The organism is Streptomyces iconiensis (assembly GCF_028657195.3).
Taxonomy (GTDB): Bacteria; Actinomycetota; Actinomycetes; order Streptomycetales; family Streptomycetaceae; genus Streptomyces; species Streptomyces iconiensis.
The window spans coordinates 1-14807 of the sequence record NZ_JANCPR020000092.1; the positions used below are offsets into that span (position 1 = coordinate 1).

12 protein-coding genes and 1 pseudogene are annotated in these 14807 nt (G+C 71.3%); 7 read left to right on the plus strand and 6 right to left on the minus strand.

The genetic code is table 11. From position 1 onward, the window contains the following. Positions 1–113: 113 nt before the first annotated feature. A complete protein-coding gene (locus NMN56_RS42295; RefSeq protein ID WP_274045039.1) occupies positions 114–887 on the minus strand; it encodes a TetR/AcrR family transcriptional regulator in 774 nt (257 codons plus the stop codon). 114 nt (positions 888–1001) lie between these two features. Here NMN56_RS42295 and NMN56_RS42300 point away from each other — a divergent pair, with 114 nt between their 5' ends. Continuing rightward, on the plus strand, positions 1002–2003 hold the full coding sequence (locus tag NMN56_RS42300) for an ATP-binding cassette domain-containing protein (protein WP_274045041.1): 1002 nt from the start codon (positions 1002–1004) through the stop codon (positions 2001–2003). Next, positions 2000–2842: an ABC transporter permease gene (locus tag NMN56_RS42305; RefSeq protein ID WP_274045042.1), complete on the plus strand. Its 843-nt coding sequence runs from the start codon at positions 2000–2002 to the stop codon at positions 2840–2842. The genes NMN56_RS42300 and NMN56_RS42305 overlap by 4 nt, the downstream gene beginning before the upstream one ends. 24 nt (positions 2843–2866) lie before the next feature. Here the strand turns inward: NMN56_RS42305 and NMN56_RS42310 are convergent, their stop codons facing one another. Continuing rightward, positions 2867–3241: a PNPOx family protein gene (locus NMN56_RS42310; protein ID WP_274045045.1), complete on the minus strand. Its 375-nt coding sequence runs from the start codon at positions 3239–3241 to the stop codon at positions 2867–2869. Between the two features lie 160 nt (positions 3242–3401). Further along, positions 3402–4520, minus strand: coding sequence for a phosphoserine transaminase (gene serC / locus NMN56_RS42315; RefSeq protein WP_274045046.1), 1119 nt, complete (start codon positions 4518–4520; stop codon positions 3402–3404). A gap of 144 nt (positions 4521–4664) precedes the next feature. On the opposite strand from serC, the gene NMN56_RS42320 reads away from it, so the two are divergent. Next, complete coding sequence (locus NMN56_RS42320) at positions 4665–5045, plus strand: MmcQ/YjbR family DNA-binding protein (RefSeq protein WP_274045047.1); 381 nt, start codon at positions 4665–4667, stop codon at positions 5043–5045. A gap of 65 nt (positions 5046–5110) precedes the next feature. Here the strand turns inward: NMN56_RS42320 and hemC are convergent, their stop codons facing one another. Beyond that, a complete protein-coding gene (gene hemC / locus NMN56_RS42325) occupies positions 5111–6097 on the minus strand; it encodes a hydroxymethylbilane synthase (RefSeq protein ID WP_274045048.1) in 987 nt (328 codons plus the stop codon). Between the two features lie 354 nt (positions 6098–6451). Between hemC and NMN56_RS42330 the strand changes: the two genes are divergently transcribed. After that, complete coding sequence (locus NMN56_RS42330) at positions 6452–6691, plus strand: hypothetical protein (RefSeq protein WP_274045049.1); 240 nt, start codon at positions 6452–6454, stop codon at positions 6689–6691. Between the two features lie 162 nt (positions 6692–6853). After that, on the plus strand, positions 6854–9805 hold the full coding sequence (locus tag NMN56_RS42335) for an FAD-binding and (Fe-S)-binding domain-containing protein (RefSeq protein ID WP_274045050.1): 2952 nt from the start codon (positions 6854–6856) through the stop codon (positions 9803–9805). A 233-nt stretch (positions 9806–10038) separates the two neighbouring features. On the opposite strand, the gene NMN56_RS42340 is transcribed toward NMN56_RS42335, so the two are convergent. Together NMN56_RS42340 and NMN56_RS42345 are read right to left on the minus strand one after the other, a co-directional pair. After that, entirely contained in the window at positions 10039–10731 is a 693-nt protein-coding gene (locus NMN56_RS42340) for a dioxygenase family protein (RefSeq protein ID WP_347178919.1), read from the minus strand. A gap of 82 nt (positions 10732–10813) precedes the next feature. Beyond that, positions 10814–11917 carry a helix-turn-helix transcriptional regulator gene (locus NMN56_RS42345; RefSeq protein ID WP_347178920.1) on the minus strand — a complete coding sequence of 368 codons (1104 nt, stop codon included), beginning with the start codon at positions 11915–11917 and terminating at the stop codon, positions 10814–10816. Positions 11918–12450: 533 nt separating this feature from the next. On the opposite strand from NMN56_RS42345, the gene NMN56_RS42350 reads away from it, so the two are divergent. Both NMN56_RS42350 and NMN56_RS42355 read left to right on the plus strand, forming a co-directional pair. Continuing rightward, positions 12451–13332 (plus strand): TIGR03084 family metal-binding protein, encoded by an 882-nt coding sequence (locus NMN56_RS42350; RefSeq protein ID WP_274045052.1) that lies wholly within the window; start codon positions 12451–12453, stop codon positions 13330–13332. After that, positions 13329–14721: pseudogene (locus NMN56_RS42355) on the plus strand (acyclic terpene utilization AtuA family protein); the annotation flags it as partial. The gene NMN56_RS42350 and the pseudogene NMN56_RS42355, both read left to right, overlap by 4 nt. Positions 14722–14807: the final 86 nt, after the last annotated feature.

Sequence of the window (14807 nt, forward strand, 5' to 3'; positions counted from 1 at the left end):
CCCCTCTAGGACTCCCCCCGCCCGTATCGGGACCAGCCCTGGAATAAAGGCTGGGGCGGGGCGAGTTCGGGGCCCTCTTGGTAAAAGTGGGGCAGAGGTGGGGGTTCCGGCCGTTAGGGGGTTTGGCGGGTGGTTATGAGGGTGGCGAAGCCGTCCAGGAGGGCGGAGAGGCCGAAGCGCATGGTGTCGGCTGCTTCGCGGGAGAAGGAGTCCTCGGGGAGTGCGGCGATGTGGGGGTACACGCCGTCTTCCAGTGCCCGCACCATGTAGGGCTCTTGGGTGCGCCAGAATGCCTCGTCGCTGAACCCGGACTGCTGGGCGGCCTGTTGGTACAGGACGTAGCCGCGTGCGGCGCCCAGGACCAGGTTGTCGATGGCTACGAGGATGCTGACCTTTTCCTGGCCGGTGAGGCCGAGGCCGCTCAGGGCTGTGAGGGCTTGTTCGAAGCTGTCCATGGAGTTGGGGCCGAGGATGGGGCGGGCGCGGTTGACCTGGATGAGCCACGGGTTGGTGGTGTAGAGCGTCCAGGAGCCCTCGGCGATCTGCTCCAGCATGTGGCGCCAGTCGGTGCGGTCGGTGTTCTGGGGGAGTGCGCTGGCGGGGCCGAAGGCGTGGTCCACCATCAGGTCGATCAGTTCGCCCTTGCCGGGGACGTACCGGTAGAGGGACATCGTGCCGACGCCGAGTTCTGTGGCGAGTGAACGCATGGAGAGGGCGGCGAGGCCGTCGCGGTTGGCGAGGCGGATGGCGACCTTGACGATCCTGTCGAGGGTGAGCGCCGGCTTGGGGCCGCGTGGGGGTCGGTCCCGTTCGGTTCTGCCCCACATCAGGTCGAGGCTGCGGGTCAGTCGGGCGATGCCGCCGTCTTCGTTGGGCTCCGTGGTCATGGTGATCGCCATCCTAAATAACCGGTGGCGTGGATCTGCGTAGCGTGTACGCTTTTCTTGTCTGAGTACAGCGTACTCATTTTTGGGGCGCGGAACACGACAGGGGAGGGGCACGTGGTAGCGAACGACTTCTCGGTGCTCGCCGAGGGGCTCAGGAAGACGTACGGGGACAAACGGGCACTCGACGGGCTGGATCTCGCGGTGCAACGCGGCTCCGTTCATGGGCTGTTGGGGCCCAACGGCGCGGGCAAGACCACCGCCGTGCGCATTTTGTCCACCCTCATCAGGCTCGACGGCGGACACGCCACCGTCGGGGGGTACGACGTGAGCCGGGACCCGCGCCAGGTGCGCCGCAGGATCGGGCTCACCGGTCAGAACGCCGCCGTCGACGAGATCATCACCGCGCGGCAGAACCTGGAGATGTTCGGCCGCCTCTTTCATCTCGGCGCTGCCCGTGCCCGGCGCAGAGCCGGCGAACTGCTCGAACAGTTCAGCCTGGCCGAGGCGGCCGACAAGCAGCCGAAGGACTTCAGCGGTGGCATGCGGCGCCGGCTCGACCTCGCGTCCAGCATGATCCTCGCGCCCGAGGTGCTCTTCCTGGACGAGCCCACCACCGGGCTCGACCCGCGCGGCAGGAACGAGGTGTGGGAGGCGGTGCGTTCGCTCGCGCGTGGCGGCACGACGGTGCTGCTGACCACGCACTATCTGGACGAGGCCGACAAGCTGTCCGACCGGATCGCCGTGATCGACCAGGGCCGTACGGTCACCGACGACACCCCGGCCGGGCTCAAGCGGGCGATCGGCGGCGACCGTGTCGAGGTCGTCGTCGCCGAGGCCGGTGACATCCCGGCGGCCGTGAGCGCCGTGGCGAGGGTGGCGTCCGGGGGAGTGGAGCCGGAGACCGACAGCGAGGAGCTGCGGGTGCACGCGCCCGTCCACGACCGGGTCGCCGCGCTCGCCGAGGTGGCGCGTGTCCTCCAGGAAACAGGTGTGGCCGTCGAGGACATCGGGCTGCGCCGTCCGACGCTGGACGAGGTGTTCCTGAAACTGACGGGCGGCCGTGCGGAACGTGCCGCGAGCGAGCAGTCCGACGCACAGGAAGAGGTTGCCGTATGAGCAGTGTGCTGACTTCCGATGAGGTGGCGGAGGCCGACGGCGGCCGTGAACGCAGGCTGTACTGGGCGCTGGCCGACTGCTGGACCATTGTCAGACGGGATCTGACCCACCTGGTCAAGCAGCCCTCGCTGATCGCCTGGCAGCTCGGCTTCCCGATCGTGTCCGTGCTGCTCTTCGTCTATGTCTTCGGCAGCGCCATGGACGTCGGTGCGGGTGTCGACTACAAGGACTTCGCGCTGCCCGGCATGTTCGCGATGACCATGGCCTTCGGCTTCATGAACACCGCCATGTCCGTCGTCGTCGACAAGGAACGCGGAGTCACCGACCGGTTCCGCTCGATGCCGATGGCCCCCTCGGCCGTCGTCACGGGGCGCGGCGTCTCCGACGTGCTGCATGCCGCGCTCGATCTGGTCGTACTCGCTGCCATCGCGCTCGTTGTCGGCTGGCGCTCGGACGGCAGCGTTCTCGCGACGCTCTACGCCTTCGGGCTGCTGCTTCTGCTGCGGTTCGCGCTGATCTGGATCGGGGTGCTGATAGGTCTGGCGACGCCGAACCAGGAAGCCGCGGGCAATCTCTTCGCCCTCGCCTTTCCCTTCGGCATGGTCTCCAGCGTCTTCACCCCGCCCTCCGCCATGCCGGACTGGCTCGGCGCCATCGCCATGTGGAATCCGGTCTCGTCCACCGCCAACGCCATCCGTGACCTGTACGGGAACCCGCTGCCCTCGGGCGGCAGCTGGATCGAGGAGCACTCGGCGATGATGGCCGTCGTCTGGCCCCTGGCCCTCACGGCGGTCTTCCTGCCGCTGGCGATACGGAAGTTCCAGAACCTCAGCAGGTGAGCGCCCGTAGGGTGCCGGTCCGGTTCACTCGCCCACCAGTCGCAGTTCGTAGTGGACCGGCCGATCCAGCATCAGCCGGTAGCCGAGCGGTGCGACGAGGCCCTGGGAGAGGGGGTGCCTGCGGGCCAGTCGCAGGGCGGCATGGCGGGATTCGCTGCCGTGCAGCCGGCGGGCGCGGGCCTTCATCGGGGTGCCGATGCGGGTGCGGATCTCGACCTCGGGATAGCGGTCGAGGTGCTCGTTCTGCCGTCCTTTCGCGGGCGTGCAGACGTAGGCGTGGTCGCCCTCGACGGCGATGGCCGAGGGGTGCGCGACGGGCGTGCCCTCGCGCGCGAACGTCGTCAGGTGGACTCTGCGGTCGTGGGCGAAGAGCTGGAAGCCGGTGCTGGGAGTGGTCATGCAGGCCGGGTACCCGTGGTGCCTCGCCGGGATGCGCCCTCTCGCTCGAACGTCCGAGGGGGGTGTCCGGGGAGGGGGGAGACAGACAGGACGGAGGGAGTGAAAAGCGCCGGGCCGGGTGGAGGCCCACCCGGCCCGGCGCCGGCCGCCAACGCTACGGTCAGAGGCGTTCGATCACGTAATCGACGCAGGCCGTGAGGGCCTCGACATCGGCGGGTTCCACGGCGGGGAACATCGCGACGCGCAACTGGTTGCGGCCGAGCTTGCGGTAGGGCTCGGTGTCGACGATGCCGTTGGCGCGCAGCACCTTCGCCACGGCGGCGGCGTCGATGCCGTCGGCGAAGTCGATCGTGCCGACGACCTGCGAGCGCTGGGCCGGGTCCGTCACGAACGGGGTGGCGTGTGCCGACTTCTCCGCCCAGCCGTAGAGCCGCGAGGAGGAGTCGGCGGTGCGCTTGACGGCCCAGTCGAGACCGCCCTGCCCGTTGATCCACTCCAGCTGGTCGTTGAGCAGGAAGAGCGTGGACAGGGCGGGGGTGTTGTACGTCTGGTTCTTGCGGGAGTTGTCGATCGCCGTCTGGAGATCGAAGAACGCGGGGATGTGGCGCTCCGAGGCGGCGATGCGCTCGGCGCGCTGGACGGCGGCGGGTGAGAAGACCGCGATCCACAGCCCGCCGTCGGCGGCGAAGGACTTCTGCGGGGCGAAGTAGTAGACGTCGGTCTCGGTGATGTCCACGGGCAGGCCACCGGCGCCCGAGGTCGCGTCGACGAGCACCAGCGCGTCGTCGGCGGCACCGGGGACGCGGCTCAGCGGCATGGCGACGCCGGTCGAGGTCTCGTTGTGGGTCAGCGCGTAGGCGTCGACGCCGTCCTCGGCGAGTGCCGTCGGGTGGGTGCCCGGGTCGCTCTGGATGATGCTGGGCTTGCCGAGCCACGGGGCCTGTTGGGCGGCCTTCGCGAACTTGGAGGAGAACTCGCCGAACGCGAGGTGCTGCGAGCGGGAGTCGATGAGTCCGTGCGTCGCCACGTCCCAGAAGGCCGTGGATCCGCCGTTTCCGAGTACCACCTCGTAGCCCTCGGGGAGCCCGAAGAGGCTCCGCACTCCGTCGCGCACCTTTCCGACCAGGTTCTTGACGGGAGCCTGGCGGTGTGAGGTACCGAGCAGAGAGCTACCGGTGGCAGCCAGGGCGCTGAGCGCCTCCGTACGTACCTTGCTGGGGCCCGAGCCGAATCGTCCGTCGGCGGGCTTGATGTCAGCGGGAATCTGGAGATCAGCCACGGACGAAGCGTAGTGCGTCCTGGCTGGAAACGGGGTCGAGGGTCCAGGGGGCGAGATCGGGCGCTCGCCTGTGGCCCCTCGTCCTGTGCCTTCGCGTACGGCTGGCCGGAAGCGTTTCGGCGGGCCCGGCCTAGGATTGCGGCCATGACTGGCACCGCGCCCGGGCAGCGTCCCGGACCCGAGGACGTGCGCCGTATCGCTCTGTCCCTGCCGGAGACGAAGGAGGTGGAGGCGTGGGCGATGCCCACGTTCCGCGTCGCCGGAAAGATGTTCGTGACCATGCCCGACGATCAGGCGTCCTTCGCCGTCCGCTGCCCCCGGCTGGAGCGCGGTGAGCTGATCGCGGCCGAGCCCGGGAAGTTCTGGGTTCCGCCGCACGAGGCCGGTTCGAACTGGGTGCGGGCACGGCTCGCCGCGCTGGAGGACATGGCCGAGCTGCGGGACATCCTCGTCGACTCCTGGCAGCAGGCGGCCCCGCCACGGCTGGTGGAGGGGTTCGCCGCTCAGGGGGATGTGCAGGTCTGAGGGGACGGCTCGCCGGCTCGTCGGCCGTACGGGGCGAGGGCGAAGGGTTCAGGGGGCAGTGGGAGTCAGTGGGGGATCGCGTCGATGAGGGCGCGTGCGCCCCTGTGCAGGAGCGCGGTGGCGACGCGGGAGCCGAGCGTGGCGGGGTCTTCGCCGTGTGCGGCCTCGTGGTGCGCCTCGGCGAAGTGGGAGCCGTCGTGGGTGAAGACCATGCCGCGCAGGGTGAGTTGGCCATCCGGTCCCGTGCCGCAGTGACCTGCGATGGGGCTGTTGCAGTGGCCGCGCAGGGCGCGCAGCATGGCGCGTTCGGCCGTGGCCTCGCGCTGCGTCTTGGCGTCGTTGAGGCGTTCCAGCACGCGGGTCACGCGCGTGTCGTCCTGGCGGCACTCCAGGGCGAGGACTCCCGCGCCGACGGGGGGCACCATCTCGGTGACGGGGAACTCGTAGCGGATACGGTCCGTACGCTCCAGGCGTTCCAGACCGGCGCGCGCGACGATCAGCGCGTCCGCCACGCCGGCGCTTCCCTTCCCCTTCCGCTTCGCGTCCGGCTTCCCGTCCAGCCGGTCCAGGCGCGTGCCGATCGCGCCCCTGATACGGGCGACGTGCAGGTCGGGCCTGAGCGCGAGCAGTTGTGCCCTGCGGCGTACGGAGGAGCTGGCGACGGTCGCTCCCGGGGGCAGCTGAGAGGGGGCGGTGACGGGGGAGCCCTCCGGAACGACCAGGACGTCGCGGACGTCGGCGCGCGGCAGTACGGCGGCGAAGAGCAGGCCCTCGGGGAGCGGAACATCCCCGGGGATGTCCTTGAGGCAGTGGATGGCCATGTCGATCTCGCCGCGCTGGAGTTGGACGTCGATCTCCTTGACGAACCCGCCTTTTCCGCCGAGTTCGGAGAGGTCACCGTGCCAGCGGTCGGCTTCGGTGGTGACGGGCACCGTTTCGAGCGCCAGCCCTGGTTCCTGCCGGCGCAGCAGTTCGCAGACGTGTGCGGTCTGCGCCAGCGCCATCGGGCTGGAGCGGGTGCCGATGCGGAGGGGGCCGGCGGTTCCGGTCATGAGAGCGGGCCTCTCGTGTGGTGCTGATGTGGGGCGCTGATGTGGGGCGGGGCCACGATCGCAGTTCACCGCGGGGCACGGCACGCCTGGGCCGCCCGTGCGCGGGGGTGTGTTGAGCGAGCCGGTCCCTTGGCGCAGGCCGTCCGGGCCGCGCTCCGGCCGTGCCCCCCCCGCCGCGCTCCTGCCATCGACGGGCTGCCGTAAGGGAGTTGACACCGGTGTGTCCAGGGGGCGGATGTGCGGACTTCTCGACAGCGCCGTGTCGTGTTGCCCACAGCGGGTGCGAGGTTGTGCCCGATCCCGCCCGATAGCCGTACCGTCGTCGGAGAAGTTCCACGAGCACGGGGGTGCCGTATGCACGACGTAGTGATGGACGACCTCGCGGTCCAGGTGCTGGACGCGTTGCCCGACGACGATGCCCGTACGGAGGTGCTGGACCTGCTCGAACGCGTTCAGCGCAGCCCGCGCAGTTTTCCCGACGTACGGGAGATCGTCGGAGCGGAGGTGCACGAGGCGTTCGGCCACTTCTGCTGGATGCGGTACGCCGTGCACGAGGGCGCCGTTGAGGTGTGCGACATCGGGTGGCTCAACTAGGCCGGGGCCCGGAGGGATTGAGACGCGCTCGACCGTGCCGGAGGGCTGAGGGGGAACGTACCGGCGGCTCGCGGCCCCTGATGCGCGCCCTCGTGGGGGAACGCACCCGCCCACGTGGACAAGGGGCAGCGAGCGGGGACCGGCAGCGTGCACGCTGGGGGTATGGCTGACGCACGGGATCTTGAACGGGCACTGCGGGGCGCGGTGCGTGGCGGCGAGGTGGAGTTCGGGGTGCAGGACAGGGCGCTCGTCACGATGGACGCGTCCAACTACCGGCGGGTCCCGCTGGGAGTGGTGGCGCCCAGGGACGCTGCCGAGGTGGAGGCGGCCCTCGCCGTGTGCAGGGAGCACGGGGTGCCGGTCGTTTCGCGGGGTGCGGGGACCTCGATCGCGGGGCAGGCGACGGGTGTCGGCGTCGTGCTGGACTTCGCGCGGCACATGCGGCGGATCGAGGAGATCGACCCGGAGGCGCGGACAGCCGTTGTCCAGCCGGGCGTGATCCTGGACGATCTGCGGCAGGCGGCGGGTGCCTACGGGCTGACGTTCGGACCTGACCCGTCCACGCACAGCAGGTGCACGCTCGGCGGAATGATCGGCAACAACTCGTGCGGGTCGCACTCGGTGGCCTGGGGCACCACGGCGGACAACGTCGCCGGTCTCGATGTCCTCACGTACGCCGGTGAGCGTGCCGTTCTCACCCGTGGCGGCGAGGGCGTTCCCGACCGGCTCAGGTCGGGCGCCACGTCACTCGTTCAGGGCGAACTGGCCCGGCTGCGTACGGGTTTCCCCGAGCTGCCGCGCCGTATCTCCGGCTACGCACTGGACGAGCTGCTGCCGGAGAAGGGCGAGGACTGGGCGCGCGCCTTCACGGGGAGCGAGGGCACGCTCGGGGTGCTGACGCGGGCGACGGTCAAGCTGGTACCCGTACCGGGCGCGCGGGTGCTGGCGGTGCTCGGTTACCCGGACGAGAGTTCGGCGGCCGAGGCGGCGGCCGGACTGCTGCCGTACCGTCCGCTGACCGTCGAGGGCATGGCCAACGATCTGGTGAGCGACACGGCCCGCGCCTCGCTGCCCCGGGGCGGCGCCTGGCTGTTCGTGGAGGTCGGAGGCGAGGACGAGCGCGACGCCAGGGCCCGCGCCGAGCAGCTGTGCGCGGCGGCGCGTGACGGCACGACCGACGACGCGCTCGTCACGGACCCTGGCGGCCAGCGGGCCCTGTGGCGCGTACGCGAGGACGCCTCGGGGACGGCGACGCGGCTGCCCGGCAGCGCTTCCGTGACCGGCAACGGAGCCGGGGCCGGAGCCGGGACAGGAGCGGGGGCCGACACGGAGGCGTGGCCGGGGTGGGAGGACTGCGCGGTGCCGCCGGCCCGACTGGGCGCCTACTTGCGGGACTTCAGGAAGCTACTGGGCGAGTACGGCCTGCGCGGACTGCCGTACGGGCACTTCGGTGACGGCTGCATCCACGTACGGATCGACTTCGACCTGATGGGCGAGGCGGGCATCGCGCGGTTCCGGGACTTCTCGTACGCGCTCGCCGATGTCGTCGTCGCACACGGCGGCTCCCTTTCGGGCGAGCACGGTGACGGGCAGGCGCGCGCCGAGCTGCTGCCGAAGATGTACGGGGAGGAGATGGTGGGCCTCTTCGGCAGGTTCAAGGACCTGTGGGACCCGGCCGGCGGCCTGAACCCGGGCATGCTGGTGCGCCCCGCTCCGCTGGACGCCAACCTCCGCTTCGCCCCGCTGCCGCGCACGCCCGTGGACGTGGAGTTCGGTTATCCGCACGACGGAGGGGACTTCTCGGCCGCCGTACGCCGCTGCGTCGGCGTGGCCAAGTGCCGTGTCGCCGACACAGCGCCGGGAGCGGGCGTCATGTGCCCCTCCTACCGCGCGACCGGCGAGGAGAAGCACTCGACCCGCGGGCGGGCGCGGCTGCTGCACGAGATGCTCGCGGGGGAGATCGTCACGGACGGCTGGCAGTCCGAGGAGGTCCACGACGCGCTGGACCTGTGCCTCTCGTGCAAGGGATGCAGGAGCGACTGCCCTGTAGGGGTGGACATGGCCACCTACAAGGCCGAGTTCATGCATCACTACTACGAGGGCTCGGCCGACGGAGAGACACCGGGCAGGCGCCGCCCCATGGCGCACTACTCGATGGGGTGGCTCCCACTCTGGCTGCGGCTGGCCGCCGCCTCGCACACGGTGCCGCTGCTCAACGCGGGCGCACGCGTCGCCCCGCTCGTCGCGCTCGGCAAGCGCCTCGGAGGGCTGGCGCCCGAACGGGACATCCCCGAGCTGCCCCGTACGCCCTTCACCCGCTGGTGGCGCGCACAGCGAGGCCGGCCGGCACGGCTCGGACGGCAGGCACGGCCGGGCCGGCCCGGTCGACCGGGTCAGGACGCGGGGAAGGGGCGGCGGATCGTGCTGTGGCCCGACACCTTCACCAACTACCTGTCGCCCGAGGCGGGTTCGGCCGCCGTACGGGTCTTCCAGGACGCCGGATTCCGCATCGCGGTCCCGCCACGGCAGGTGTGCTGCGGGCTCACCTACGTCTCCACGGGGCAGCTCCACAGGGCCCGTACGGTCATGCGCCGCACCCTCGACCGGATCGAGCCGGCGCTGGACGCGGGGCTGCCTGTCGCGGTCCTGGAGCCGCCGTGCGCGGCTGCGCTGAAGACCGACGTGCCCGAACTGCTGGGCGACGACCCGCGAGCGGCGCGGCTCGCGCGGTCGGTGCGCACCTTCGCCGAGGTGCTGGAGGAGTACGCACCCGACTGGGAGCCGCCCCGCGTCGACCGCCCTGTCGCCGGGCAGAACCACTGCCACCAGCACGCCGTACTGGGCGACGCCGCCGACCGCAGGCTGCGCGCACGCGCGGGGATGACCGGCGAACTGAGCGCGGGGTGCTGCGGGCTGGCGGGCAACTTCGGTTTCGAAAAGGGCCACTATGACGTGTCCGCCGCCTGCGCCGAGGACCAGTTGATGCCCGCTCTCCGCGCGGCCGAGCCTGGTACCGAGGTCATCGCGGACGGCTATTCGTGCCGCACACAGATGGAACAGATGGGCGGCCCCCGCGGCAGGCACCTGGCCGAGGTGCTGGCTGAACGCCTGTAGTCATGCGGTCCGTACGACGTCCCAGTAGGCGGTCCGTAATACGCCGCCCTAGTGGTACGCCGTTGCTCCCGTACGGGCACGAGCAGGTACGGGCACGAGCACGTACGAGCGCGTACGGGCACGAGCAGTACGGGCACGTACGGGCGTGCGCCGCCCCGGTGGGAGGAGCAATCCCACCGGGGCGGCGTGCCCGTGCGCAGGCCCGTGTGCGGTCCGGCGACCGCCGGGCGGCGCTAGCTCACGTTCAGCACGAAGTCGAAGGCGGCGACGAGTCCCGAGCCGTCCTGCTGGACGTTCATCAGCAGCCGGGAGTCGAAGATCGGGTCGGTCTGGTTGCGGGGCTCACCCGGGAAGTAGAGCTGCGAGGTGAGGATGCGCTGGTTGGGCGCCTGCACCTTGACGTGCAGGTGGCGAGTGCGTCCCGGGTACAGGCCGGGGCGCAGCGTCGTGAGCGTGAAGCTGCCGTCGGCGCCCGTGAACTGGTGGCCACGGAAGCGGTAACCGGTGTTGTCGTACTGCCCGTAGGCGTCGGCCTGCCACCAGTCGAGCAGCACGTTCGCCAGTGGCCTGCACGTGATGCCGAACACGAAGCCGCTGACCTTCAGCCGCGTACCCGGGGCTCCGGGCGGCACGATCGAGTCCCGCCGGGGTGAGTTCGGTTTGAAGTAGGGGCCCTCCGTCTGCGGCGGCGTCGGGTCGTCCCCGTCGTCGCAGGTGGGGGTGGGCTCCAGGCGCTGTTCGCCGTCCTTTCCCGCCCGCGCTTCACGGGCCAGCGCCGGGGCAGCGCCGGCCGCCGTCCCGCCCATGAGGACAGCCGCGGGGCCCGCGACCATCGCCGCTCTGAGTACGGCCTTACGGCTGACGCCGCGCGGGCCCGGCTTGGGTGCGCCGGATGCGGCGTCGGGTGTACGTGTCTCGTCGTCCACTGTCAGTTCCTCGCTCTCCAGAGGTGGGGGAAGTGCGGGGACGGACGCGTCCGGTCCGGTGAGGGCCCGACCGGGATCGAAGTTACGGGCGTGGCAGTGGCCGGTCGATGGACACACTGCGCCGAGCGTGGTGATTTCCGTGGCCGCCGCCACCGGAGCGCTCGGTGGGCCCTTGCCCCGGCGGCCCGTGTCCCGGGCCCGGTGCGGGCCCCGCGTCCGGCGCGCACCCTGCGCCCGGCCCGGCCGCTGCATCCGGCTCGGCCACGGCGCCCGGCTCGGGACGGGACCCTGTGGCGCCGTCGGCGCCCCTGCGGAACTCGCCCGGGCTGGCGCCCGTTTCGCGGCGGAAGAAGCGGCAGAAGTACGCCGGATCGGCGAAGCCCACCTCGCGTGCCACCCGGCCCACCGTGAACGCCGTGCCCGCCAGTAGCCTTTTGGCCTCCAGCACCTGCGCGTGCCGGATGAGCTGTCCCGGTGTGCGGCCGGTGCACGAGCGTACGGCGGTGTTCAAGTAGCCCACCGAGACGCCGAGTTCGGCGGCCCAGTCCCGTACGGACAGCTCGGCCGCCGCACCCGGGCGCGACAGCAGCCGTACGAACTCTCCTGAGACGGCCGCCGCACGGCCGGGAGCGGCCGACTCGTCCGCCTCCCGTAACGCAGCGTCCCGCAGCGGCCCGTGGTCGTCGGGCGGGAGCCTGTCGGCGTGCACGAGCAGGATGTGCAGATACGCCTGGAGCACCGAGGCGGCGCCGCGCTGCTGTTCCGCGTACTCGCCGCGCATACCGGCCAGCAGCTCGTCCACCCGCGCCGCCGCCGTGTCCGCCAGCGGCAGCGAGGGGCGCTCGCCCAGCCTGCGCAGCAGCTCGTGGTCGCCGGGGTGCGCGAGCAGGAACGCCTCGTCGAACAGCACCACGCACCCCTGGAGGCCCACTACTTCCTGCCAGTGGTGCACCTGCCCCGGCGTGATGAAGCACAAGTGAGGCGGGCGCAGCGGCCAGCGGTACAGGTCGATGACGTGCGCTCCGCTGCCGTGTGTGACGTAGGCGATCTCGTAGAACGTGTGCCGGTGCGGGAAGGAGGCGCGGGAGAGCGGCCCTATGGAGTCGAACGAGCCGATGGCGAACGGGAGGACGTGGGGCGCCGGTACGTCGAGCCGGTGCAGCGGCATGGTGCGGTGCCAGCGCACGGGGTTCTTCTCGGGCCGACGCGTGTGGCTCGGCGTCCTGCCCGTTCCGTCCGTTCCGTCCGCCCGGCTTGGCCCGTCCGGCCTGCTCGGTCCGCCCGTCCCGCCCGTCCTGCTCGTCACGGTCCTTCGAGTCGCCCGACTCGCTTGGTCCGTCCTGCCTGTCCGGTCCGCCTGGCTGTTCACGGCCGCGCTCCCGTCATCCAGGGGCACCGCTTGTGTGTGCCCTGCCTCCCCGTTGTGCTGTGCGTGCGCGTCCCCGCCGTTGGCGGGTGCGGGCGTGGTGCCCCGCCGTCGGTGCGTACGGAACTACCCATCCCTTCGGGCGCGCACCCGGAGGGCGCGGCAAGCGGAGGGGGAGCCATAGTGCGGTGACATCCGGGGCGGCCCCGCATTCAGGGCGACTCCGCATTCAGGGCGGCCGTGCCCTCGGGACGGAGGCCGGGGAGAGGTCGAAAAACCAATGCAAGCACGCTTGCTTGTTTCTGTGCCGACTGCCACCCTCGTGGCACGAAGGCCGATGAGGGGAGGGCGGCATGGCGGGACCCGGTGCCGTGTTCGACGAAATGCGGGACGAGGGCGACGAGTTGGACCGCCTGGTGGCGGACCTGGAGCCCGCGCGGTGGGCCGCGCCCACGCCCGCCCCCGGTTGGACCGTCGCGCACCAGATCGCTCACCTGGCCTGGACGGACCAGCGCGCACTACTGGCGGCCACCGAAGCGGAGGCGTTCCGGCGGGAAACGGAGCGCTACATGGAGTCCGGTTCCATGGACTTCATCGACGAAGGGGCGGAAGAGGGCGCCCAATTGGCGCCCGCCGCACTACTGGAGAGCTGGCGCACCGGTCGCGCCGATCTGTTGGCCGCGCTCAGCGCGCAGCCCGGTGGTGCGCGCCTGCCCTGGTACGGCATGCCGATGAGCGCGGCCGGTATGGCCACCGCGCGGATCATGGAGATGTGGGCGCACGGCGAGGATGTCGCCGACGCACTCGGCGTCACACGGGTGCCGACCGCGCGGCTGCGCCAGGTCGTTCGTATCGGCGTACGGGCCCGGGACTACGCGTACGCCGTGCACGGGCTGGAGCCGCCCGGTGCGCCCTTCCGGGTCGAACTCACGGCCCCCGACGGGTCGGTGTGGGCACACGGGCCTGAGGAAGCCGCGCAACGCGTTACGGGTGAAGCGCTCGACTTCTGCCGCCTGGTGACGCAGCGCGTGCACCGTAGCGATGCGGCCGTGCGGGCCGAAGGTGCCGATGCGGAGCGGTGGTTGGGTATCGCGCAGTCGTTCGCCGGGCCGCCGGGGGTGGGGCGTGCGGCCTCGGGGCGTGCCGGTACGGGTTCGGGGCGTCCCGACCCGGGGCCTCCCGGGGCGGGGGACGCTCCCGGCGCGGGGCCGGCCGCGGCGGCGGGGGCCGTATGACGGGCGACATCCTGCGGATCGGCAATGCGTCCGGGTTCTACGGTGACCGCTTCGACGCGCTCTCCGAGATGCTGACCGGAGGCCCCCTCGATGTGCTCACCGGTGACTACCTCGCCGAACTGACGATGCTCATCCTCGGCCGTGACCGGCTCAAGGACCCCTCGCGTGGTTACGCCAAGACGTTCCTGCAGCAGCTTGAGGACGGCCTCGGGCTCGCGCGTGACCGCGGCGTCACGCTCGTCACCAACGCGGGCGGCCTCAACCCGGCCGGACTCGCGGACGCCGTACGCGAGTTGAGCGAGCGGGTGGGTGTGCCCGCGCGGGTCGCGCATGTCGAGGGCGACGACCTGCTCTCGGGCGGGGGCTCGCCGGGTGGCTGCGCGGACTCGCCGGGTGACTGGGGCGAGGGCGTGCTCACCGCCAACGCGTATCTCGGTGGCGCCGGGATCACCTCCTGTCTGCGAGCCGGCGCGGATGTCGTCGTCACAGGGCGCGTCACCGATGCCGCGCTCGTCAGCGGGGCCGCGGCTGCGTGGTTCGGCTGGGCCGAGGACGACTGGGACCGGCTCGCCGGGGCCGTTGTCGCCGGACACGTGCTGGAGTGCGGTACGCAGGCCACGGGCGGGAACTACTCCTTCTTCCGGCGTGACGGTATTGATGTGCGGCACCCCGGGTTCCCGCTCGCCGAGATCCGTCCCGACGGGTCGTCCGTCATCACCAAGCACCCGGGTACGGGTGGCGCGGTCACCGTCGGCACCGTTACGGCTCAACTGCTCTATGAGACCTCGGGGCCGCGTTACCTCGGTCCCGATGTGACAGCGCGCCTGGATTCCGTGCGGCTTGCCCCGGCGGGTGACGACCGGGTGGCCGTCTCCGGTGTGCGGGGTGAGCCGCCGCCCGACACGCTCAAGGTCGGGCTCACTCGGCTCGGGGGGTTCCGGAACGAGGTCACCTTCGTGCTGACCGGCCTTGACGTGGACGCCAAGGCCGCGCTTGTGCGGGGGCAGATGGAGGCCGCGCTCGCGGGGGTCCGGCCGCGCGAGGTGCGGTGGAGTCTTGCCCGTACGGACAGGGCCGACGCGGCCGTCCAGGAGGAGGGCAGTGCGCTGCTGCGGCTTGTCGTGCGGGATCCGGATGCCTCGGTTGTCGGTCGCGCCGTCTCGGCGCCGGCGGTTGAGCTGGCGCTCGGCAGTTACCCGGGGTTCCATGTGACGGCGCCGCCTTCTCGGGGGGCGCCTTATGGGGTGTTCTCGGCCGCGTATGTGCCGGTGGGGGATGTTCCGCATGTTGCGGTTCATGCGGATGGGGCTCGTGTTGATGTGTCCTCCGCCTCCGCCCTTGCGGGTGCCTCCGCCTTTGCCTCTGCGGGTGCCTCCGCCTTTGCCTCCGACAGTGTTGGTTCCTCTGTCGATGTGGATGGCTCCGCCGTGGGGGGTTCTGTTCCTAATGGGGCTTCGCCCCTTTCCCCGTTGGCC